We start from the raw sequence: 22,030 nt of genomic DNA on the forward strand, positions 1-22,030 counted from the left end.
GTTTTACCGTGGTCAACGTGGCCGATTGTACCTACGTTTACGTGCGGTTTTACGCGTTCAAACTTTTCTTTTGCCATGACGAAACCTATAAGTTTTGTGTATCTAGATTACATATAAAAATAATCCACGACGAGTGTGGATTAGAATTATTCAGTCTATTATAAATATTTTTTCGACAATTCAAAGGAAGTATTTGAGAAGATTCTTCGGAGACTGGTGCTGATAGGCAGATTTGAACTGCCGACCTCACCCTTACCAAGGGTGCGCTCTACCAACTGAGCTATATCAGCACGCCAGACGAACTGGAGCGGGCAGCGGGAATCGAACCCGCATCATCAGCTTGGAAGGCTGAGGTAATAGCCATTATACGATGCCCGCTTTAGGAACCTGTTCTTAACTACCTCTAACCGTCAAGAATAAAGTGGTGGAGGGAGCTGGATTCGAACCAGCGAAGGCTGAGCCGTCAGATTTACAGTCTGATCCCTTTGGCCGCTCGGGAACCCCTCCACGTAAAATTCTTTCCTAAAGCATCCTATACAAGATAGGGTAAAAAGATGGTGCCGACTATCCGAGTCGAACGGATGACCTACTGATTACAAGTCAGTTGCTCTACCAACTGAGCTAAGTCGGCACTGCTTTAGTACGGGGCGAGATATTAGAGCAACCATTGACTCGATGCAACAGGAATATGCAAAAAATCTTAAATTTATTGTTCAAACGCTCAGTTTTAAGCCAATCCCATGACATTTTTACAGTTATTGTGGGTTTTTCCACCAAACTGACAGACCCTTGAATACCAAGAGGTCATCGAAAACCGCTGACTCGATATGGTTTTTAATAAGTTCTCCATATCCACCTGCACATAATACCAGTGCAGACTCATTATTAAGTAACTGCTTTGCGCTGTGCACAAGCCCAAGCGTTGCGGCTAAGGCACCATTTTTCACCGCTTCTGGTGTATTTTTAGCAAATTCTGCGGCAAACGGCGTGTTCTCATCACAAAATACCCGCTCTGCACGTGCTGTAATACTAGAGATCATCAAATCAATCCCTGGAACAATCCACCCACCCAGATGCTTGCCTTCTGCAGTTACTACATCAACCGTAGTAGCTGTGCCTGAATCAATCACGATGACATCTTGTTCAGGATACAGATCATGCGCCGCCAAGACGGTGAGCCATCGATCAATGCCTAGGTTTTGAAATGTAGGATAGGCACATGTTACCCCTGCGCGGCTTGCTGATACTTGTGCTTGTTCTAGCACAAGACCAAACTCGGAGGCGCGGCTTTCCACCCACTGTAATCCCGCTCCCTTTCCAACCTGAGAGCAAATAATTGCAGTTAGCCTCTGCCAGTCAACATCCCCTTCTTTTACTAGACGAATACTACTTTCCTGCTCAATGGCATATTTGACCGCAGTATTGCCTACATCAATTAACAGCTTCATGATGTCCCCTTTCTTAAAGAGATCTCACCGCCATAAAAAGCTTTAAGCTCACCATCTTGCCTAAGTAATAAGCCACCTTGCATATCGATGCCTTCACAGATCCCACACCACTCTCTTTGTCCGGTACTCAGTGTAACTGCGTCCCCCTTAAAAGCATTTAGGCTATTCCACTCGGTCACCATTTCGCTCAGTCCAGACTCTTTATACTGGGCAAGCCGCTCAGACAAAGAATGAGTGAGCTGCACCACTAATTGATTTTTATCAATTTGGCCTAAGTGCGTTTGCAGATCTGTCCAGGCTTGGTCTATGTGTTTAGAAGCAGATTCTGGCATACATATATTTAGCCCAATCCCAATCACGAGGTGGCAAGGTCCTTCCACTTGCCCCTCTAGCTCAACCAAAATCCCCGCCAATTTTTGCTGATTGAGATAAATGTCGTTTGGCCATTTTAATTCAACGGAAATACCATACAGGGCCTTTAACGCGTCATATACCGCAAGTCCTACAGCTATGGATAAGCCCATCGCCGCTTGCATACCAGCATCAAACTGCCAGTAATAGCTGTAATAAAGGTTAGCACCAAAGGGCGATTGCCACACTCGACCTCTACGGCCTCTACCAGCTTGCTGCATTTCAGCCACCAAGACATGGCCTGAGCCCATATTCTGCTTGTCCTGCAAACGGCGCACCAGCTCGCTATTCGTTGAGTCTATAATTGCGTGATATTCGATTGGACACTCACTTTGAAATTGCTGTTGCCACAGGGCATTCAGCTTATTTTGATGAATAAGCGGTAAGCTATAATTGAGCTTATAGCCGCGGCCGTTTACTCGAAATATATCAATGCCCATCTCTTGCAACGCCGCAATATGCTTTGCAATAGCCGCGCGACTAATACCCAATTGCTCGCCCAACTCCTGCCCTGAGACAAACTCTCCTTTGTTCAAAGCCGCTAAAATCGTTTGCTTTTTATGATCAGGCTTTTTCATGATATTCCACACTTTGCAACTGACATTCACCATGCTTTGTTATAAGGCGCACTTCATGCTCGAGTAACACAGCAAATTTTTGCCAAACGGTTTGCTGAATATGGCTCACTAACTGTTTTAAGTCTTCACCAGTGCTGCCACCACTATGAACAAGTACCAATGCTTGTTTCTCATACACACGAATGGCTCCACGGTGGCAGCCTTTTAGACCCGCTTTGTCAATCAACCAGCCAGCCGCGAGTTTGACATGGTCATTGTCTACATCAAACGCTGGCATCTCTGGAAATTTACTTTGCAACTGAGATGCAAACGCCCTATCAACTACTGGGTTTTTAAAAAAGCTCCCAGCATTTGCAAGTGTCGCAGGGTCGGGCAATTTACCGTTTCGAGTAACTATCACCGCTTCGTAAATCTCTTGTGCGGTTGCTGTATCACCCAAGCTTTGTAGTGGGCCATAACTTAGCGTTGGCTGCCAACGTTTAGGCAAAGTAAATGTCACTTCTGTAATGACAAACTTCTCTTTTAGACGATGTTTAAAGACTGAATCACGGTAGCCAAATTCACACTCTGCATTCGTTAATGTTGTGAAGCGCCGTTCGGCGATATCAAATCCTTTAACTTCTGTGATAAATTGCGATACTTCAACGCCGTAGGCACCGATATTTTGTACCGGTGCCGCACCAACAGTACCAGGGATCAATGCGAGGTTTTCTAACCCATCAATTCCTTTATCAAGCAGCTTTGTAACGAGCTGGTGCCAGTTTTCTCCAGCGGCAACTGTAACGATATAACTGTCATCTTGTTGAGCAATATCGATACCTAAGGTCGCAAGCTTAACAACGGTTCCAGCATAGTCTTCCAGAAAAATAGTATTGCTCCCTTCCCCAATTAAAAAGAAAGGACGACTGAAATCGAGCTCAACCAGCGTATGTGGATCTGTGATAACAATAAGGGACTCGCAACCCGACGGCAGCGAAAAAGTGTGATAAGACTGCAAACTTGTCACTGCAGCACCTTGCCAATATTAACTAAACTGGCGCTAGTGTAGCGCATTGCCCTGACTTACGCATTAACGTCATCTTGCCCATCATTTTATGTAACCCATCGGCTTAGACTATTTAAATGGTCAGAAATTAGTTATGTTAGCCGCTCTAATTGGGAATATTCTTTTTATAAGAGCAACATTATGATTAAACTTTCGGCACTTACGCTCAGCCTTGCCATGGCTGGCCTTGTCCACACTGCTGATGTAAACGCAGCCGTTGACCAACACACTTACGCCAATCTTAACGACGTTATTACCACACACTTGCATTTAGACCTAGACGTTGACTTTGAAGATAAACAACTAGAAGGTTTTGTTGAACACACGCTTGATTGGCAAAACCGCCAAGCAAGAACACTGGTACTAGATACGCGTGACCTCGAAATCGACAAAGTGATGTACCAAGGTAAAGATGATAAATGGCATACTGCCAAGTTTGATCTCGCCAAGCGCGATGATGTGAAAGGTGCAAAGTTAACTATTCACTTTAAAGAGCAAGCTAAGAAAGCGCGTATTTACTACAACAGCTTGCCAGTAGCATCAGGCCTACAGTGGTTAACACCGCAGCAAACCGCAAGTAAGTCTCACCCATTTATGTATAGCCAGTCTCAAGCTATTCATGCTCGTAGTTGGATCCCAGTGCAAGATACGCCAGCAATGCGTGTGACTTACTCAGCTCGTGTACATACACCTAAAGATGTACGAGCAGTTATGAGTGCGGACAATACCGGTGCATTGATCAAAGATGGCGATTATTGGTTTGATATGCCACAAGCTATCCCACCATACCTAATTGCAATTGGCGCAGGTAACCTTGAATATAAAGAAATGTCACACCAAACTGCAATTTTTGCAGAGCCACAAATCCTCGATGCCTCTGTCGCAGAATTTAACGATACGCAAGCGATGATCGACAAAACCAATGCCATGTATGGTGAATACGCTTGGGGTAGATACGACCTGCTCATGTTGCCGCCTAGCTTCCCATTTGGTGGTATGGAAAATCCGCGATTGTCATTTATCACGCCAACCGTCGTTGCTGGTGACAAAAGCTTGGTAAATCTAATCGCCCACGAGTTAGCACACTCTTGGTCTGGAAACTTAGTGACCAACGCGACATGGGAAGATCTGTGGCTAAATGAGGGCTTCACCTCTTACGTAGAAAACCGCATTATGGAAGAAGTATTCGGTCGTGACCGCGCGGTGATGGAGCAAGCGCTTGACGCGGCCGGCCTGCGTGCACAACTTAAAACCATCGCCGCTCCTGATACACGTATGAATTTAGAGCTTAATGGCCGCGATCCTGACGATGCGTTTAGCTCTGTACCTTATACTAAAGGTCAATTATTCCTTATTTATTTAGAAGAAAAGTTTGGTCGTGACAAGTTCGACAAGTTTGTTAAAACCTACTTTAGCACTTTCTCTTTTAAGTCTCTGACTACTGATGAATTTGTCGCTTACTTAGACAAAAACTTGCTACAGCAATATCCTGGTATCGTGAGCTTAGAAAAAGCCAAAGAGTGGATTTATGAGCCAGGCTTGCCAAGCGATGCACCGAACCCAACTTCTGATGCTTTTGAAAAAGTGGATGCGCTCACTCAAGCTTGGCTAAAAGACGAGAAAACACTTGCAGACTTACCGACCGATTCGTGGACAGTACATGAATGGCTGCACTTTATTAATAACTTACCAAGAGATCTCGCCATTGAGCGTATGGAAGCATTGGACAAAGCATTTAAGCTGACGCAGTCGACCAACGCTGAACGCGCATTTGCTTGGTATATGCTAGCAGTAGGTAACGACTATCAGGCTATTTACCCAGATCTTGAAAAACATCTGGTAAGTATCGGTCGTCGCAAGCTTATCGTGAATTTATACAAATCACTCATTAACAATGGCAAGCGTGACTGGGCTTACCGTGTTTACCAACAAGCACGACCTGGGTACCACCCACTTGCTCAAGGCACCATCGACGCCTTATTTAAGTAACACCTATACTTCCAATACAGGCAGTCTCCTTCTATTTGACTGCCTTTCTTTTAAATCAATAAGTTAACCACCACATAATCGTTCTTTGCGCCGCCTTGCTATTGTTCATTTTTTAACACAAAGCTTATTGCTATCAAAATTCAATTGAGTTAACGTATTGAAACCAATACAGGTACAAGGTTAAGGAAATGACAATGCAATTAAAAAAGAAAAAGTTAAAAAACATCCTCACATCGCAGCTAAAACAGGTTTATGGCGGTATCACAAGTGATGGTGTTCAACCATCCAAAGTGAAAGTGCACAACCCTGACTCATACCTAAAACCTTTTGCATCTACTGGTGATGGCGATCAGCCAAGTCGCTAATCACACCATATTTTGTCTGTTCATATATTTATATAAAAAAGGAAAACAATATGAAATTAAAGAAGAAAAACATCATCAACCTTAAGCCAACAATGCTCAAGCAAGTTTCTGGTGGTGGCAATGGGGGTGATGGTGCTCAACCTAGAGCTCAGTATGTCCAGATGACGATTAAACCACAAGGTGGTGGTTCCGATGGCGCTCAACCTACAGTGAGTAAATAACTGAGAACACCAATCACTGATGTTTTATACCAATTATCTTTATTAAGTGGTCTATGTTGAGGTGAGAAAAACTTTCCTTGCCTCTAGATTTAGAGACAAGGAAAGTTTTATAAACCTAAAGTTAGCTCGCCTACACTGACTGTGATTGGTCTAGCTTATTTATGGTACTGACGACTAAACTCGTGTACAGCATTGATAAACACGCCCGCGTTTTCTGGGTTAACATCAGGTGTAATGCCATGGCCTAGGTTAAATACGTGACCGTTACCTTCACCAAAGCCAGCTAAAATATGCTGAACTTCTTCACGAATGCGCTCATGAGTACCGTGTAGCATTGAAGGATCCATATTACCTTGTAGTGCAACTTTATCGCCTACACGACGTTTTGCATCGGCGATATCAATCGTCCAATCAAGGCCAACTGCATCACACCCAGTAGCTGCAATTGCTTCAATCCATTGACCGCCGTTCTTCGTGAATAATGTCACAGGTACTTTACGACCGTCATTTTCACGAATAAGACCGTCTACAATTTTGTGCATATATTGTAGTGAAAACTCTTTGTAGTCACGTGGGCTTAGCACCCCACCCCAAGAGTCGAAGATCATTAGCGATTGCGCACCCGCTTTTACTTGCGCATTTAGGTAGTCGATAACCGAATCAGCCACTTTATCTAGCAGTAAGTGCAGTGTCTGCGGCTCCGCAAACGCCATCTTTTTAATCTTACCGAATGTTTTGCTGCTACCACCTTCAATCATGTAAGTTGCTAGCGTCCATGGTGAGCCAGAGAAGCCTATAAGTGGTACTTCACCTTTAAGCTCACGACGAATTGTACTCACCGCATTCATTACATAGCCGAGCTCATCGGTTGGATCTAATTTTGGTAGTTTTTTAACGTCGTCTAACGATTGGATAGGACGCTCAAACTTTGGACCTTCACCGGTTTCAAAGTAAAGTCCAAGTCCCATTGCATCTGGAATAGTCAAAATATCGCTAAACAGAATCGCCGCATCAAGTGGATAACGACGCAGTGGCTGTAATGTCACTTCACAAGCCAGCTCTGCATTTTTACAAAGACTCATAAAGTCACCAGCTTGGGCTCTGGTAGCACGATACTCTGGTAGATAACGACCAGCTTGGCGCATCATCCATACTGGTGTGACGTCAACTGGTTGTTTTAATAGCGCTCGTAAATAACGATCGTTTTTTAATTCGCTCATAGCGTCTCTATTCCAATACTTAAATTCAATTGTGCGGATTGTATCACTAAGTGCACATGGGCACTATCTAAACTATCGTTACCAGCGTCCCGCTATGATCTAGATTAAATCACACTTTATTAGGAACAAATTCATAAGCTTGTGTAAAAATCATCGAAACAAGCGATTAAACTGTTTGCAACACGATTAAAAGGTTGGTATAAAATTACCGCGTTAGAAAAATAACAACAAAACACCTTCAATTAGAAAAATAACAACATTACGCAACAAGCTAAACTGCTATTTTGAACCACCTTGAGTTTCTCTCGGTGGTTTTTTTATTTTTATCCTCCTGAATTTGTTAACATTCCCGATAATCAAACCAATAATCTTTTGATCTTTTTCAGCTTTTACAGAAAAAATTGGTTGACCTTTTGCCCCGTTTCCCTTTCCATAGAGGTAGGTAACCCGCTTAAGGAGAATCACTATGCTTTCGCAGTTAGAACAAGCCCAACAGAAATGGGGAGGCAGCCATAGTGTAATTGATGCATGGTTAGCAGAGCGTCAGGAACTATTGGTTTTATATTATAAAGTTGCAGGATGCTCACCAACTCGAAATGGTAAAGCACTACCTGAGCAGGTTGACATTCAGTCATTCTGTCAGATTTTGATGGACTACCTTTCAGCTGGTCATTTTGAAATTTATGACAACATTGTTGAGGCCTGCAAAGAAAAAGGCCCTGAGAGTGCAAAATTAGCACAATCGTTGTACCCACGGATCACAGAGACGACTGATACCGCACTTGATTTCAACGACAAGTACGCTGAAGTAAATCAAGAAACGCAAGAATTAGCAGACTTCGATAACGACTTGTCTGTATTAGGTGAGACGCTTGAGTTACGCTTCCAATTGGAAGATGAACTTATCGATAACCTTTATTCTAATCACACAGAATAGTCTACATTTGCGGGAACCAGCATACAAAAAAGGTGAGATAGCTATCTCACCTTTTTCGTTGCAAGCAATATCAAATTACTCAGCAGCTTCTTCAGCTTCACCTTCAATATCTAGCAGCTCAACTTCAAATACCAATGTTGAATTAGCTGGAATTTTACCAAGGTCACGAGTGCCGTATGCAAGATCCGCTGGAATAGTAAACTTATACTTAGCGCCAACATTCATTAGCTGTAGACCTTCAGTCCAACCAGCGATAACTTGGTTTAGGCGGAAGCTTGCAGGTTCATTACGCGCATAAGAGCTATCGAACTCAGAGCCATCTAGTAAAGTTCCCTTGTAGTGTACTTTAACCATGTCAGTTGCAACTGGCTTTTCACCATCGCCTTCGCTTAGCACTTCATATTGTAAGCCTGAATCAGTTACTGTAACGCCTTCTTTTTTCGCATTCTCGGCTAGGAACTTATCACCTTCTTCTTTATTTTTCTTCGCGTCAGCTTCAGCTTTTGCTGTCTGCTTTTCACGAACAGAAGAATCTAGCGCAGTTAGCACTTCACGAATTTTAGCTTCGTCTAACTTGGCCTCACCAGCAAGTGCATCTTTAAAGCCACGCATCAGCAGCTCTTGATCTAGTTCGATACCTAGCTCTTTTTTGTCTGCTAAATCTTTTTGCAAGAAGTTACCAACTGAAGCACCGATACCGTATGCTTGCTGTTGCATTTCAGTATCCAACTTAACTTCAGCAGGCTTTTGCTCTTCAGCTTTTTTATTACACGCTACTAGTGCTAACACTGAAGCAGCAACGAGTGACAATTTAATCGTCTGTTTCATTCTCAACTCTCCGACAGTCCCTACTATCAAAACACCAATGCTCGCGCAAGAGAGCTTGATATGCGGTGCCATTGTTAATTTTATATTAATAAGAAAAGGTGCTAGCCACATTAACATTCTCTGATCAGAATGCCAATATGCATTTGCTTGCCATTATCGCGTAACGACATTACGCTTTTAATACGCTAATATCAAAATAATATCTTGTTTTTAGTGCCTTTAGTCTACCTGTTGTAGACTTCGGAGTTAAGGAGGATTTACCTAATTTATGGTCAAACTCGTCAACATTAAGTGGACAAGCCTCCTCTTTGCATGCGCGATGCTCAGTTGCTTCACCTTAACCGGCTGTGGCCCTGATACTTCAAAAGCCGTTATGACCGTAGAACATGCCAGCAGAGGCGCATTTTCTGCTGCGATCTCTGTGGATGGTCACTACAGCCTAGTTTCTTCCATAGAGCATGGGGCCGTACTTTGGGATAATCAAGAGCAAGGCCTCAAATTTCAATGGCGTCACTCTGATGCGCCCGACGACCTTATTCACTCACTAGCTTTAGCCAATGACAACTCCACAGCCGTTACAGCCACTGATAAGACATTCGCTATCTGGAGTGTCGAAAACGGTCAAAATCTAGGGTATTTCGAGATCGAGTCTGGCACTATCCGAGATATCACTATTAGCAATGCGGGCCGATATTTACTCTACGCCCGTAGCGATAACGTTGTCGTTCATCTCGACTTAGAAAGCGGAAGGCGAATAGAGTTCCTTGGACATCAAGAAAATATCAATTCTATTGCCATGTCTCCCAATGGCCACTTTGCCTTAACCGGAGGCAACGACTATACCGCTTACTTTTGGGATACTAGAACGGGGCAAGTGATCCATCGCTTTAATCACCCAAGTCGCGTGACCAAAGTTGCATTAGATGACCAAGGAAGATTTGCTTTTACCGCAGATAGCATGAAAAAAGCGAGTATTTGGCAACTAACTTCTGGTGATCTCAAAGCACAATTACAGTATATTGCTCGCCAGAAAATTTTCAGTGCAGTGCGCTTTAATCAAGACGCTACGCTCTTGGCTACCGGCTCACCTAACCGTGAGCTTATTTTATGGCGAGTAAGTGATGGCGAACGACTGCAAACTTGGCGTGTACAACCCCGGGAGGGGAGCCGCCCCAAGTCTGCGGTTGTATTTGACGTTGCTTTTCAAGACCGAGACACTGCACTGTTAACCGAAAGTTCCAGCGGACTACTGGAAAAATTTGCGCAGGTGAAAAAGCCATGAATGAAATCGAAAACAGAATTACTGAGCTTGAGGCTAAGCTTGCCTTTCAAGAAGATACAATCGAAACCTTAAATGAAGAGTTGAAGGCACATCAGCAGCGCTTGGCTAAAATGCAACGACAAATTGAGCTATTGGCTGAGAAAATGAAAGAAGGCCGCGATCCGGGTTTAATGCCTCAACATCAAGAGCCACCACCACCGCACTACTAACAGACTAATTGAAAACCGGGATGAAAACTCACTCCGGTTTGAACACCCCAATGACTTGCTCAAACTGGCGTGTAGAAGCCTGTACCGCGTCTTTCGGCTGTGACATTACATGGCCACACTCAACACATTCAACTTTTTCAACATCATGCTCTTTGTAGAGCATCATTACGTCGATTTTTTGGCATTCTGGACAACTCGCCCCTGCAATAAAACGCTTCTTAACTTTCAACTCGACACCTCTAATGAACACTGAGTCTAAGGTTTGTCATTTTATCCTAATTTTATTTGTCATGATACGCTTGGAGTAAGTGATTGGATCCATGTTATGATGCGCGCAATTTAGACAGGCTTTTAGAATTATGATCCAACTTTCTGATATCGAGCTACTTCGTGGCAGTAAAACACTGCTAAAACAAGCTAATGCAACGCTTTACCCACAACATAAGGCGGGTCTTGTCGGTGCCAATGGTTGTGGTAAATCTTCTCTCTTTGCGCTGCTAAAAGGCGAGCTGCAACTCGATTCTGGTGATTTTTCTATTCCAAAAGATTGGTCTATTGCATCGGTAAAACAAGAAACCCCAGCACTCTCCATTAGCGCACTCGAATATGTACTACAGGGACACCCTGAATACTATGTATTGAGAACGCAGCTACAACAAGCGGAGCGGGATGGTGATGGTGAACTACAAGCAAAAGCACACCAACAGCTAGAAAACATCAAAGGGTACAGTATTGAAGCCAAAGCGGGTGAACTACTCCATGGCCTTGGTTTTAGCAATGAACAGATAGAGTTTGCCGTTAGCGACTTTTCTGGTGGTTGGCGCATGCGCTTGAACCTTGCGCAAGCGCTGATCCGCGATGCCGATTTATTGCTTCTGGATGAGCCAACTAACCACTTGGACTTGGATGCTGTTTATTGGCTAGAACGCTTTTTGCGCGCCTATCAGGGTACATTAGTGCTTATTTCTCACGACCGCGAATTTTTAGATGCTGTTGTTGGTGAGATTTGGCATATCGACCAACAGCAGATCAACGTCTATAAAGGTCACTATTCTCAGTTTGAGCGTCAAAAAGCAGAGCGCATGGCACAGCACCAAGCGCTTTACGAAAAGCAACAAGAAACGATTGCACATTTAGAGAAGTTTATTACCCGCTTTAAAGCGAAAGCGAGTAAAGCAAAACAAGCGCAAAGTCGTGTGAAGGCCCTTGAACGCATGGAAATGCTCGCGCCCGCTCATGCAGATTCACCATTTAATTTTGAATTTGCAGATCCAACAAGCTTACCTAATCCATTGATGACACTAGAGCAAGCCAAAGCGGGCTATGGTGACGTTACCATTTTGCATGACATCAAGCTTAACCTCGTCCCAGGTAGCCGTATTGCGTTACTTGGCCGCAACGGCGCAGGTAAATCGACCCTAATCAAGTTACTTGCCGGCGATTTAACTCCACAAGCTGGTGAAGTGTTTCAACACCAAGGATTAAATGTAGGCTATTTTGCTCAGCATCAGCTTGAATCTCTCGATCTTGAGGCCAGTGCGGTTACCCATATTCAACGTCTAGACCCTAAAGTACCAGAGCAGCTTATTCGCGATTTCTTGGGCGGTTTTGCTTTTCATGGTGATAAGGCCCTCGAACCCGTTGCGCCGTTTTCTGGTGGCGAAAAAGCACGACTCGTACTTGCAATGCTAGTGTATCAAAAGCCTAATCTGCTGTTACTCGATGAGCCGACTAACCACCTAGATTTAGAAATGCGACACGCACTTGTGATGGCCTTACAAGGTTTCGAGGGTGCAATGGTAACGGTTTCCCACGATCGCCACATGCTGAAAAATACCGCTGACGAGTACTATTTAGTTGATAATGGGACCGTTTCTCAGTTCGGCTATGACTTAGATGCCTACTACCAATGGCTTATGAATGCCAATAAAGAGCAAGCGAAACCAAGCGCCTCAGAGGCTGAAACAAAGCAAAACTCTAATGCCAATCGTAAAGAGCAAAAGCGTCTTGAAGCCGAGTTCAGAAAAGCCATTCAACCGTTGAAAAAGTCGATTGAAAAGCTCGAAAAACAGCTCGACAAGCTCACTGAGCAAGCAGATGAAATTGAGCAAGCTTTGGCTGAAAACAGCCTATACACGGACGAGAACAAAGCAAAATTAAGTGACTTACTGGCAAAACAAGCCAAGATAACCCCTGAGCTTAATGACACAGAAGAAAACTTATTAATGGCACTGGAAGAGTTAGAAGAAAAGCAAAACCATTTCGATGAGACTGGAGAGATATGCTAAGTCGTAAAGACTTTTGGCAGTTTGCCTGTGAATTCTACAGCCGCCCGCAAATGCAATCGCGGCTGCTGAATTTGCAAGATGCTGCAGACAAAAATATCAACCTCTGTTTGTTACTTTGTTACCTCGACACTTTAGCACTGACAATTACCCCCGACACCCTAGCCGCACTGGTAAAGACTGCTAAGCAATTTGACCAAGCGGTGCTACAACCCCAACGCGCGATCCGCCATACCCTAAAAACACATCATCAAGACTACCAAGACTATCAAAAGTTGCGTTCAGCGATGCTGGCTGCAGAGCTTGAGCTTGAAAAGCGTCAACAAGCGCTATTGCTGGAGACATTACAGCGATTTTCGTTTGCGCCACTGCAATCAAGTAGCAATGTGCAGCTCTATTTGAGTCAGAGTGAGTACGACGCTTTATTCAATAAGACTGACTTCTAAGCCATTAAATCAATATAAGCCCTGTTATTTACCCAACTCAGATATAAAACCTGATCGAGATCAAGCCTTTGCCTAGGTTTAATTTCACTCAGGATTGAAACTTGATCTTGATCATATCAAGCCCCTCAGACCTCCACTACTATTTACTCATCGACAAATTAGGAGGCACAGCCATGAACGTATTCTTTAGAGACTTTTTTTCCGACCCTGTGTTGTTTCTGTCTTTTGGCTTTTTAGGGATTGTAATTTTGCTGTGCTGTTATTACGTCTACTTTTTCATTAAAAAAGTCATGGACGCTGAAGTACCTAACGAACAATAGAACAGATTTAAATGTATTACCTTGGGGCGATTGAAGAATAAGTAGTAGAAGATCGGCTCGATGTAGTTCCCCAACTTGCAGAATTAAGCACGACGCACAAAGCACCTTATCAGTTTACTGGTCGGGTGCTTTTTATTTGCTTAACCCTCACCTGATAATACGTTAAACTGGCCAAAACCTGTTTTGCAACTGGATAGCTTCCTTTCTTTGCTTTGCGAGCAATCTTCAAAAAGACGCAGTTTCTATTATGAATCAAGCCATGAAAACAATAACAGCCAATAATTACGAATTTAAACCCGCTTGGTGGATGCGCAACCGCCATGCCCAAACCATACTTCCGCGATTCTTTAGGCCGAGATTACAGGTGCCCGTCGACTATGAAACACTAGACACACCAGACGATGATTTTTTAGAACTTGCATGGGCAAAACACGGGGATAAATCGGCACCGTTGGTTGTTGTGTTGCATGGGCTAGAAGGCAATATCAACAGCTTTTATGCAAAAGGCCTATTAAAAGCGTTGGTACACCATGGTTTTGATGCCGTACTGATGCACTTTCGCAACTGCTCACGTGAAGTGAATCGCCAAGCCAGAGCTTATCATAGCGGTGAAACCTCAGATCTTGGCTTTTTTATAGACACGCTAAAAGCCCGCTTTCCTAAACGGCCATTATTTGCGGTTGGTTTCTCGCTCGGTGGTAATGTACTTGCCAAATACTTGGGAGAAACCAAATCGCAAAGCGGTCTTGAGGCTGGCGTCGTCGTCTCAGCACCTTATCACCTTTCTTCCTCTTGTCAGGTGATCAGAAAGAGCTGCTTTAAGCTCTATCAAAAATACTTGCTAGACAGGATGAAGAAGTCTTTTTCACGTAAGCTAGACACCATCCAATCGCAAATTAGGATAGACAAGCCTGCTCTTTATGCCATTAATGACCTATGGCAATTTGACGACAAGATAACTGCACCACTACATGGCTTTAACGGTGCGGAAGATTATTACGCGCAAGCAAGTTCGCAGCCCTACTTAACCCAGATCACAACACCAACACTCCTAATACACGCCGAAGATGACCCCATGCTATCATCGCAAGCTGTGCCTACAGCCGCTCAGGTTAACTCACCAGTGACGCTCGCAGTGAGCCCACACGGTGGTCACGTAGGGTTTATTTCGGGAAGTAACCCCTTTAAACCTAGGTTTTGGCTAGAAAGCGTTATTCCACAGTATTTACAACAAATTTATAGTAAGGCTAAGTAGTATGCTCATTCCCTATCAACAACTTCCACAAGAGACACTGGACAACCTTATTGAGCACTATGTGCTTCGTGAAGGAACAGACTATGGCGATACTGAAGTCAGCACCGAGAGCAAAGTAGCGCAAGTGAAAGCACAACTAAAATCCGGAGAAGCGCTGATCGTTTTCTCGGAATTGCATGAATCGGTGAATATAGTTAGCAAACAACAGTTTCAAGCAATGCAAGCACAGGAGGATTACGAGTATTAGGAAAACCTTTTATTCCTTATAGTTATCGCTAATCGTAAAGAGTTGTCGAAGTGACAAGAGTTGTTACAATCAAAATTCTATAACTATAAAGGAAAGGTAATCTTATGAAGCTCGGCACTGCTCTTTGCGCCCTAGCGCTGGCTGTTTCTACCGCCTATGCAACTGAATACAAAGCCTCTGAGCGCGCAGTTAAACTCGCTCACGATAACATCCTAATTGATACACACATCGACGTTCCATATCGCATCCAAAGTAAATGGGATGATGTTAGCCAAGCAACCGAAAGCGGTGATTTTGATTACCCTCGCGCGGTAAAAGGCGGTCTTAATGCGCCATTTATGTCTATTTATATTCCTGCTAATTTAGAGTTTGAAGGTAAAGGTAAAAGCTATCAACTCGCTAATCAACTGATTGACGGTATGGAAGCCTTAGCGCACCGCGCACCAGATAAATTTGCGATGGCATACACTACCGACGACATATATACGCAATTTGACAATGGTATTATGTCTATCGCGATGGGTATGGAAAATGGCTCACCCATTGAAGGTGAGATGAAAAACCTTAAGCATTTTTATGATCGTGGTGTCCGTTATATCACCTTAGCACACTCGCAAAGCAACCATATTTCTGACTCATCTTATGACGTACGCCGTAAATGGAAAGGCTTAAGCCCATTTGGTAAAGAGCTTGTGGTTGAGATGAATAAAATTGGTATGCTCATTGATGTATCACATATTTCAGATGACGCCTTTTATCAGGTAATGGATATTTCAAAAGTGCCCGTCATCGCTTCACACTCATCTCTTCGTAAATACACGCCTGGTTTCGAGCGCAATATGGATGACGAAATGCTCAAAGCCTTGGCAAAGAATGGCGGCGTAATCCAAATTAACTTTGGTTCGAGCTTTGTGACGGCAAAAGCAGGTGCTTGGTATGACAAGCGTGATGAAGCACAAAAAGAAGCTAAAGATAAAGATCGCACCGACTTTAGGGCAGCATTTAGAGCGAAAAACCCGTTCCCATTTGCCACACTTGATCAAGTGCTAGATCACATTGATCACGTCGTTAAGTTGATAGGGATAGATCACGTAGGCATTGGATCAGATTACGATGGTGTGGGTGACTCACTACCTGTTGGCCTGAAAGACGTGTCAACGTATCCAAATCTTGTGCAAGGTCTCTTAGATAGAGGCTACAGCGACGCTGATATCAAAAAGATTTTAGGCGGCAATACCCTGCGCGTATGGAGACAAGCCGAGGCTTACGCAAAGAAGTTTGCTAAATAACCAGTTAGAACATCCCTTATCCAAACCTCAGGTTAAATAACTGTTCAAACGACTGATTTTATAGGGTGTGCCGCACAGCGCACCTTACAATACCCTAGACTTTAAACTGAGATAATTCATCCACCAATTTACTGGTGACTCGCAGTACATCATCCGAAATTTGGTGCGTTTCTCCAGACAAGCGCTCGCCATTCAATGTTCTGTCATTTAAATCGGTTAGACTACTGCTAATCTCAGTAGATACTGCGTTTTGCTGCTGAGTTGCATGAGCGGTTTGTTCTGAAAGCTCAGTCACTTTAACCGCACTTTGTGCAATTAATTCCAATAACTCGGTTGCCTTTGCAAAACTTTCGACCGCAATATCAACATATTGCTTACCGCCTTCAATGGTCTTTTGTGAGTCCTCTACACTGTGTGAGAATGCTTCCAACATCTTCTGAATATCATTAGTGCTGTCTTGTGTTCGAGTAGCCAATGACCTAACCTCGTCCGCTACCACCGCGAATCCACGCCCTTGCTCACCAGCTCTTGCCGCTTCAATTGCCGCGTTGAGCGCTAATAAATTAGTTTGTTCAGCAATTCCGCGAATAACATCGAGCACTTGCGTAATGTTTTCAGAGTTTTTTTGTAAGGCTAACGAACTGGAAAGTGCCGCTTCCATATTATCAGCTAGATGAGTGATTTTTTGTTTTGAATCTGCCAACACCGTTTTACCTTGTGCTGCGTAGCGATGTGAAGCTTCAGCTTCTTTTAATGAGTTTTCTGCCACCGACGAGACTTCTTGGCTTGAGTGACTTAGCTGATGCACCGCGCTAACAATGGTATGTGATGACTTACCAAGCGAATCGATTAGGTCATGACTCTGCGTTGCATAACGACTCAGTTTTGACGACAAAGCCGATAGCTCACCGCCATCTTGCACAAGGGCTGTAACCATTGCCTGTAAACTATCAAGAAAATGATTAAAGTTTAGCGACAGCTTTGCAAACTCATCGTTTCCTTTGATTTCAATGCGACCAGTTAAATCTCCATCCCCAGAGGCGATTTCAGAGATTCTATCGGAAACAAAATTTATCTGCTTTGCGAGCTGACGAGGGATTCGATAGGCAATCCAGCACGCAATACCAAGAAGAAGTAAAGCACCAACACCAAGCCCCCACTTTATTTGAATAACCTCAGAAACCACTATCGCACGACTTGCAGCAGATTTTTCATCGGCTAATTCACCTGCTCTATCAAGCACATCACGAACCGCACTAAATAACTTGGCAGACTTAATTTGAAGCGCCTTATCTGTCGGGGCTTTGATACTCGCCACCGTAACGCGATACCAGCTTTGGAAATCTACATCAAAAGTTGCAAAACTACCAAGCTCACTTTGGTGGAGCGACATAAACTGAATATATTTTTGATATCGCTGTTTGACCTGTTCGGCGTTTTCTTCAAAATCCACCCACTTATCTTCACCAGCTAATAGTTTGAGGTAAGCTTCCTGAGCTTGATAAAAGTCCCTATCCGCATTGAGTACCACTGACACGGCTCTTAAATAGTTCTCAGTTTGTATTTCAAGTGCTGATTGCACTTTATTGAGCAGCAATGAAAAACCAAAAAACACAAATAACAGCACGATCGTTAGCACAGCCGTAGGCAACGAACTTTTGACTCTAATACTATGTAAATCCATCTTCATACACTTCAAATAAGAGATAGTAAAAGCCTAGACCATATAAAGATTTATAGACAAATAATCTTCATCCATGCAAAAGAAAACAAAGTAATCACATTTCATTATTTTTTTACAACAAAACTTCTTTGTATTATTTTTAAGCAGAACAAGCTATCGGTTTCGTGATAACAAACTTAATAAATCTATAAAAAGGATATTGGAAATGAAAATAAAGCTTCAAAAAAAGCAGCTAAAAAAGCTAACTCAAGATAACAAACTACCTCAGGAAGCAACGCCTGAAGTAGCTGGAGGTGATTACACGAGAGTTTACGGATGTCAGGACACGATGAAATGTGCATCTCGCCAAGACAACTCAGCTTGTTGCAATCACTCAGATCTTGCTAGCTGCCAAATCGGATTTACCTGCCTTTGCTAAATCTATTCACTCTTTAACAGCGGGTTTCCATAACCCGCGTACAGGTTGTTGCTCACGGTGTGAGTATTAAGATCAATTCTAATTTAAGAAATGCATCAAACAACAGCAACACTCAGGCTTTGAATTATAAAAAGTGGATGATTTATTTCTCTGTATATATCGAAAAAACTGACTATCCATTGAGGCGATTTTAGGTAACTGAACTAAAAAGGTTGATTGCGGGAGCTATTAATTTATGAAGAGTGAACCGACGACTTTCGGAGTAGTTCTTTAGAGTGTGCAGTCCAATTAAGAATTGGTTGCGGGAGCCATTAATTTATGAAAAGTGAACCGACGACTTTTGTACGAGTTCTTTAGATTGTGCAGCCCAATTAAGAATTGGTTGCGGGAACTATTAATTTATGAAGAGTGAACCGATGAATTTCGGGAGAGTTCTTTAGATTATACAGTCCAATTAAAAATTGGTTGCGGGAGCCGGATTTGAACCGACGACCTTCGGGTTATGAGCCCGACGAGCTACCAGGCTGCTCCATCCCGCGCCTGTATATTTTTGTGAATCTATTCTTCGTCGGGTACCGACGACCTTCGATTCTTTCCAGGTTTAGCGAGTCCGACGAATGATTTATCATTCTGCTCCATCCCGCGCCTGTAAATTCTTAAAAAGGACTTCCTTTTCAAGAGGCCGCTATAATAATGGATTAAAATTTTATTGCAAGGGATTTAATGCTTAAAACAATTCAAGTGCGCAAAAATCCCACAACCTTAAACTTAAGCCGTTACTTATTCTATCGTTCGATGATGTGGGCTGATCAACTTTTGCCATTGCCAATCGGGGTGCCCCATAACAATAAAGTCTGGGTTTTCGGTGGTTTCTCGTCGATTGTAGGTCAGCGGGTTAAACTCAGCATCGGTAATACAACCTCCAGCTTCTTCCACGATGATCTGTGACGCGCCAGTATCCCACTCTCCCGTTGGTCCTACTCGTAAAAAACAATCCGCCTTACCTTCTGCGATAATGCAGGCTTTTAATGAACATGACCCAAGTGCCACAGTGTCGAACTGACTATTTAAGTACTGACTTACCGCTTCAAGCTTTTGTCTGCGACTTACTGCCAATGTCAGTGTTTCTCGTGGCGAGACGAAAATACGTTTACTTTCACCTGAGTCACTACGTTTGAACGCACCTTCATCTTTGCTGGCGTAATATGTTAGCCCTTGAGATGGCCAGTAAATGACGCCTAACACAGGATGATTATTTTCGATGAGCGCAATATTGACGGCAAAGTCACCGCTTTCAAGAATAAACTCCCCAGTGCCATCCATAGGATCGAGTAACCAGTAGCGCTGCCAGTCTTGTCGCTCACTCAATGGTGGAATTGGTGTTTCTTCAGACATTACCGGAATGTCTGGTGCTATTTCAGCAAGACCCGCCATTAAGATCTCATTAGATGCCAAATCTGCTGCAGTGACAGGAGTGTGATCAGACTTTTCTTTTTTACCAATATCGTCAGCTTGATAAATTGCCATAATGGCTTCACCGGCACGTTTTGCCAGTGCGATGCAAGGCTCTAAATAGGACCGCAATTTACGCCTCCAGATTCAAATGTGCTTTTAATAACAGTAGTGCCGCGACACTTCTTGCTTCGGTAAAGTCCTCTTGGTGTAACAGGTCATATAATTTATCTAGCGGCCACTTCACTACTACCAGTGGCTCTGGTTCATCACCTTCAAGCTGTTCAGGGTAAAGTTCACTAGCGACCAAAATATGCATTTTGGCATTAAAGTAACTCGGTGCCAGTGACACTACTTTGAGTTCAGAGAAAGCATTTGCACCAAAACCCACTTCTTCTTTTAGCTCTCGGTTGCCCGCTTCCACCGGGGTTTCGCCTGGGTCAATTAGCCCTTTGGGAAAGCCGAGTTGATAGTCATGTGTTCCTGCACAGTATTCTCTCACTAATAATAGCTCATTATCAGCAGTTATGGGCACGATCATTACTGCGCCACGGCCACCGCCACGGACTCTTTCGTATTCTCGCTGCTCGCCATTCGAAAAGGATAACGAAAGTGCTTCTACCGTGAACAATTTGCTTTTAGCCACGACGTCGCAAGCTAAAATTTCTGGTGGTGTGGGATGCTTTTTATGTGACATAGATCATTATTTGCTATCATGGCGAATAACCTAATCATAAAGCCTTTGAAGTTAAATGCCTATGCTAAATTGGTCAAATATCGATACCGTTTTGTTAGATATGGATGGCACATTACTCGACCTCCATTTTGATAATCACTTTTTTCTCGACGTCTGCCTAAGGCACACGCAAAACGTCAAGGCTTAACCCTTGAGGCTGCAAGGGCCGACATCCTCGCGCGTTATGACGCGGTAATGGGCCAGATAGAATGGTATTGCTTAGATTATTGGCAGGAGCAACTACAGCTCCCCATTATGGAACTTAAACGTGAAGTACAACACTTGATCTCCATTCGTGAGGATGTACCAGCGTTTTTAGAAGCCTTAAGAGAGAGCGGAAAACAGCTTATCTTATTGACCAACGCTCACCCAAACAGCCTAAGTTTGAAAATTGAGCGTACCCAATTCGATAAGTATCTCGACAAGTTGGTTTCGACCCATGAATATGGCGTAAGTAAGGAAAGTCAAATGTTGTGGCAACAGGTAGAGCGTGATTTGGGCTTTGATAAGTCCCGCACTTTATTTGTGGACGATAGCATTAGCGTGTTAAATGCTGCGAAAGAGTTTGGCATTGGCCACTTGCTTGCCGTTGCTAATCCTGATAGTCGGCAACCAGAGCGAGAGATCACTGAATACCTCTCAGTCTCTGATTACCGTACCTTGCTACCTATTTTGGATTAAGCAGGGTAGCGAGCTTTTAAGCCGTCGTACACGTGTGTTTTAAAGTCTGGATGCGCTGTATCAAGACTTTTCACCACTTCAACTAAGTGTTCGTTATCTTCTTGACCATTCCATACCTTGATGTAAGAACCATCTTTATAGCCATGATCTTGGCGGAAGAAGTTAAGCGTGTTTTTACCGACATATCCACGGTATAGATCGTCAATAGACATCCCGATTTGCTGCATACATCCCGCAAACGCATGGGCATCAAACTCACGCTTGGTCACAGCCGCACTTGCAAGTAATTCAAGGGTTTCCTTGAAGTCCTCTGCGGTAGTTGGCTTTGCCAATTCAGCTTCTAACTGAGTCGCTAATTGATCAAATGACGTTTCGCCGTCGATACGTAAAGACAAGCCAAAATGAAAAATATCCACTAGCTCTAAAATCACTTGCTCAGTATCTGGCGTTTGCTTTTTCCACCATTTCCAACCGTAGTGATCTAGCATTTCTGCACACTCAACCCAAATTGCGCGGTACCATTTAAACCCTTGTTCAAACCATTGTTGGTGTACTTTGGTATTCATGGCATGTTGCATTTCTAGCATAACCACAAGCTTAGTGATGTTTGCAGACATTGTGCTCTCTCTTCATGGAAATCAATTACGAGCGATATCATACCGAAGTGAAAGATTTTCGCCAGCG

23 protein-coding genes, 5 tRNA genes and 2 pseudogenes are annotated in these 22,030 nt (G+C 43.5%); 14 read left to right on the plus strand and 16 right to left on the minus strand.

Annotation, left to right across the window (positions count from 1 at the left end; translation table 11 throughout):
- From DRB05_RS02885 to murB, 8 genes and pseudogenes are all read right to left on the minus strand, one after another.
- Positions 1 to 77 (minus strand): annotated as a pseudogene (locus tag DRB05_RS02885) (elongation factor Tu); the annotation flags it as partial.
- Between the two features lie 137 nt (positions 78 to 214).
- Positions 215 to 290: transfer RNA gene (locus DRB05_RS02890), tRNA-Thr, on the minus strand.
- A 13-nt stretch (positions 291 to 303) separates the two neighbouring features.
- A tRNA-Gly gene (locus DRB05_RS02895) sits at positions 304 to 378 on the minus strand.
- Between the two features lie 44 nt (positions 379 to 422).
- A tRNA-Tyr gene (locus DRB05_RS02900) sits at positions 423 to 507 on the minus strand.
- A 48-nt stretch (positions 508 to 555) separates the two neighbouring features.
- A tRNA-Thr gene (locus DRB05_RS02905) sits at positions 556 to 631 on the minus strand.
- 124 nt (positions 632 to 755) lie between these two features.
- Positions 756 to 1,448: a type III pantothenate kinase gene (locus DRB05_RS02910; protein ID WP_128725608.1), complete on the minus strand. Its 693-nt coding sequence runs from the start codon at positions 1,446 to 1,448 to the stop codon at positions 756 to 758.
- The gene (gene birA / locus DRB05_RS02915; RefSeq protein WP_128725609.1) at positions 1,445 to 2,437 is read right to left on the minus strand and encodes a bifunctional biotin--[acetyl-CoA-carboxylase] ligase/biotin operon repressor BirA; all 993 of its coding nucleotides are present in this window, start codon (positions 2,435 to 2,437) and stop codon (positions 1,445 to 1,447) included. Before birA ends, DRB05_RS02910 begins: the two co-directional genes overlap by 4 nt.
- Positions 2,424 to 3,443 (minus strand): UDP-N-acetylmuramate dehydrogenase, encoded by a 1,020-nt coding sequence (gene murB, locus DRB05_RS02920; protein ID WP_128725610.1) that lies wholly within the window; start codon positions 3,441 to 3,443, stop codon positions 2,424 to 2,426. The genes birA and murB overlap by 14 nt, the downstream gene beginning before the upstream one ends.
- Positions 3,444 to 3,626: 183 nt before the next feature.
- Between murB and DRB05_RS02925 the strand changes: the two genes are divergently transcribed.
- The 3 genes from DRB05_RS02925 (at position 3,627) to DRB05_RS22625 (ending at position 6,057) form a co-directional block, all read left to right on the plus strand.
- Positions 3,627 to 5,471, plus strand: coding sequence for a M1 family metallopeptidase (locus tag DRB05_RS02925; RefSeq protein ID WP_162847779.1), 1,845 nt, complete (start codon positions 3,627 to 3,629; stop codon positions 5,469 to 5,471).
- Between the two features lie 194 nt (positions 5,472 to 5,665).
- Complete coding sequence (locus DRB05_RS22620) at positions 5,666 to 5,836, plus strand: hypothetical protein (protein ID WP_161568668.1); 171 nt, start codon at positions 5,666 to 5,668, stop codon at positions 5,834 to 5,836.
- A gap of 50 nt (positions 5,837 to 5,886) precedes the next feature.
- Positions 5,887 to 6,057 carry a hypothetical protein gene (locus DRB05_RS22625; protein WP_161568669.1) on the plus strand — a complete coding sequence of 57 codons (171 nt, stop codon included), beginning with the start codon at positions 5,887 to 5,889 and terminating at the stop codon, positions 6,055 to 6,057.
- Positions 6,058 to 6,212: 155 nt separating this feature from the next.
- Here DRB05_RS22625 and hemE read toward each other — a convergent pair whose 3' ends face one another.
- Positions 6,213 to 7,277, minus strand: a complete 1,065-nt coding sequence (hemE, locus tag DRB05_RS02930; RefSeq protein ID WP_128725612.1) for a uroporphyrinogen decarboxylase — start codon at positions 7,275 to 7,277, stop codon at positions 6,213 to 6,215.
- A 466-nt stretch (positions 7,278 to 7,743) separates the two neighbouring features.
- On the opposite strand from hemE, the gene rsd reads away from it, so the two are divergent.
- A complete protein-coding gene (rsd, locus tag DRB05_RS02935; RefSeq protein ID WP_128725613.1) occupies positions 7,744 to 8,214 on the plus strand; it encodes a sigma D regulator in 471 nt (156 codons plus the stop codon).
- A gap of 75 nt (positions 8,215 to 8,289) precedes the next feature.
- Here the strand turns inward: rsd and fkpA are convergent, their stop codons facing one another.
- Positions 8,290 to 9,042: an FKBP-type peptidyl-prolyl cis-trans isomerase gene (fkpA, locus tag DRB05_RS02940; protein ID WP_193554554.1), complete on the minus strand. Its 753-nt coding sequence runs from the start codon at positions 9,040 to 9,042 to the stop codon at positions 8,290 to 8,292.
- A 268-nt stretch (positions 9,043 to 9,310) separates the two neighbouring features.
- Between fkpA and DRB05_RS02945 the strand changes: the two genes are divergently transcribed.
- Complete coding sequence (locus tag DRB05_RS02945; protein WP_128725615.1) at positions 9,311 to 10,324, plus strand: hypothetical protein; 1,014 nt, start codon at positions 9,311 to 9,313, stop codon at positions 10,322 to 10,324.
- Entirely contained in the window at positions 10,321 to 10,533 is a 213-nt protein-coding gene (locus DRB05_RS02950) for a SlyX family protein (RefSeq protein ID WP_010374533.1), read from the plus strand. The genes DRB05_RS02945 and DRB05_RS02950 overlap by 4 nt, the downstream gene beginning before the upstream one ends.
- 28 nt (positions 10,534 to 10,561) lie before the next feature.
- On the opposite strand, the gene DRB05_RS02955 is transcribed toward DRB05_RS02950, so the two are convergent.
- Complete coding sequence (locus DRB05_RS02955; RefSeq protein ID WP_010374531.1) at positions 10,562 to 10,762, minus strand: YheV family putative zinc ribbon protein; 201 nt, start codon at positions 10,760 to 10,762, stop codon at positions 10,562 to 10,564.
- A gap of 130 nt (positions 10,763 to 10,892) precedes the next feature.
- Between DRB05_RS02955 and DRB05_RS02960 the strand changes: the two genes are divergently transcribed.
- The 6 genes from DRB05_RS02960 to DRB05_RS02980 all read left to right on the plus strand — a co-directional run bounded on the left by DRB05_RS02960 (position 10,893) and on the right by DRB05_RS02980 (position 16,375).
- Positions 10,893 to 12,821 carry an ATP-binding cassette domain-containing protein gene (locus DRB05_RS02960; RefSeq protein ID WP_128725616.1) on the plus strand — a complete coding sequence of 643 codons (1,929 nt, stop codon included), beginning with the start codon at positions 10,893 to 10,895 and terminating at the stop codon, positions 12,819 to 12,821.
- Positions 12,815 to 13,264, plus strand: a complete 450-nt coding sequence (locus tag DRB05_RS02965) for a TIGR02444 family protein (RefSeq protein WP_128725617.1) — start codon at positions 12,815 to 12,817, stop codon at positions 13,262 to 13,264. The genes DRB05_RS02960 and DRB05_RS02965 overlap by 7 nt, the downstream gene beginning before the upstream one ends.
- Before the next feature lie 173 nt (positions 13,265 to 13,437).
- Positions 13,438 to 13,584 carry a hypothetical protein gene (locus DRB05_RS22720; RefSeq protein ID WP_010374526.1) on the plus strand — a complete coding sequence of 49 codons (147 nt, stop codon included), beginning with the start codon at positions 13,438 to 13,440 and terminating at the stop codon, positions 13,582 to 13,584.
- Between the two features lie 247 nt (positions 13,585 to 13,831).
- Positions 13,832 to 14,839 (plus strand): hydrolase, encoded by a 1,008-nt coding sequence (locus DRB05_RS02970; RefSeq protein WP_128725618.1) that lies wholly within the window; start codon positions 13,832 to 13,834, stop codon positions 14,837 to 14,839.
- 1 nt (position 14,840) lies between these two features.
- On the plus strand, positions 14,841 to 15,086 hold the full coding sequence (locus DRB05_RS02975) for a YheU family protein (protein WP_010607914.1): 246 nt from the start codon (positions 14,841 to 14,843) through the stop codon (positions 15,084 to 15,086).
- 104 nt (positions 15,087 to 15,190) lie between these two features.
- Complete coding sequence (locus tag DRB05_RS02980; RefSeq protein ID WP_128725619.1) at positions 15,191 to 16,375, plus strand: dipeptidase; 1,185 nt, start codon at positions 15,191 to 15,193, stop codon at positions 16,373 to 16,375.
- A gap of 94 nt (positions 16,376 to 16,469) precedes the next feature.
- Here DRB05_RS02980 and DRB05_RS02985 read toward each other — a convergent pair whose 3' ends face one another.
- Positions 16,470 to 18,059, minus strand: coding sequence for a methyl-accepting chemotaxis protein (locus DRB05_RS02985; protein ID WP_128725620.1), 1,590 nt, complete (start codon positions 18,057 to 18,059; stop codon positions 16,470 to 16,472).
- A gap of 205 nt (positions 18,060 to 18,264) precedes the next feature.
- Between DRB05_RS02985 and DRB05_RS02990 the strand changes: the two genes are divergently transcribed.
- The gene (locus tag DRB05_RS02990; RefSeq protein ID WP_128725621.1) at positions 18,265 to 18,477 is read left to right on the plus strand and encodes a hypothetical protein; all 213 of its coding nucleotides are present in this window, start codon (positions 18,265 to 18,267) and stop codon (positions 18,475 to 18,477) included.
- A 462-nt stretch (positions 18,478 to 18,939) separates the two neighbouring features.
- Here DRB05_RS02990 and DRB05_RS02995 read toward each other — a convergent pair.
- The 3 genes from DRB05_RS02995 to nudE all read right to left on the minus strand — a co-directional run bounded on the left by DRB05_RS02995 (position 18,940) and on the right by nudE (position 20,626).
- Positions 18,940 to 19,016 (minus strand) — tRNA-Met (locus tag DRB05_RS02995).
- Between the two features lie 241 nt (positions 19,017 to 19,257).
- Complete coding sequence (cysQ, locus tag DRB05_RS03000; protein WP_128725622.1) at positions 19,258 to 20,061, minus strand: 3'(2'),5'-bisphosphate nucleotidase CysQ; 804 nt, start codon at positions 20,059 to 20,061, stop codon at positions 19,258 to 19,260.
- Position 20,062: 1 nt separating this feature from the next.
- Entirely contained in the window at positions 20,063 to 20,626 is a 564-nt protein-coding gene (nudE, locus tag DRB05_RS03005; protein WP_017219353.1) for an ADP compounds hydrolase NudE, read from the minus strand.
- Positions 20,627 to 20,687: 61 nt separating this feature from the next.
- On the opposite strand from nudE, the pseudogene yrfG reads away from it, so the two are divergent.
- A pseudogene (gene yrfG / locus DRB05_RS03010) lies at positions 20,688 to 21,346 on the plus strand (GMP/IMP nucleotidase).
- Here yrfG and DRB05_RS03015 read toward each other — a convergent pair.
- Positions 21,343 to 21,963 (minus strand): dUTP diphosphatase, encoded by a 621-nt coding sequence (locus DRB05_RS03015; RefSeq protein WP_128725623.1) that lies wholly within the window; start codon positions 21,961 to 21,963, stop codon positions 21,343 to 21,345. The pseudogene yrfG and the gene DRB05_RS03015 overlap by 4 nt on opposite strands.
- Positions 21,964 to 22,030 lie beyond the last annotated feature (67 nt).

This window comes from Pseudoalteromonas sp. A757, assembly GCF_004103285.1.
In the GTDB taxonomy this organism is placed as follows: domain Bacteria; phylum Pseudomonadota; class Gammaproteobacteria; order Enterobacterales; family Alteromonadaceae; genus Pseudoalteromonas; species Pseudoalteromonas galatheae.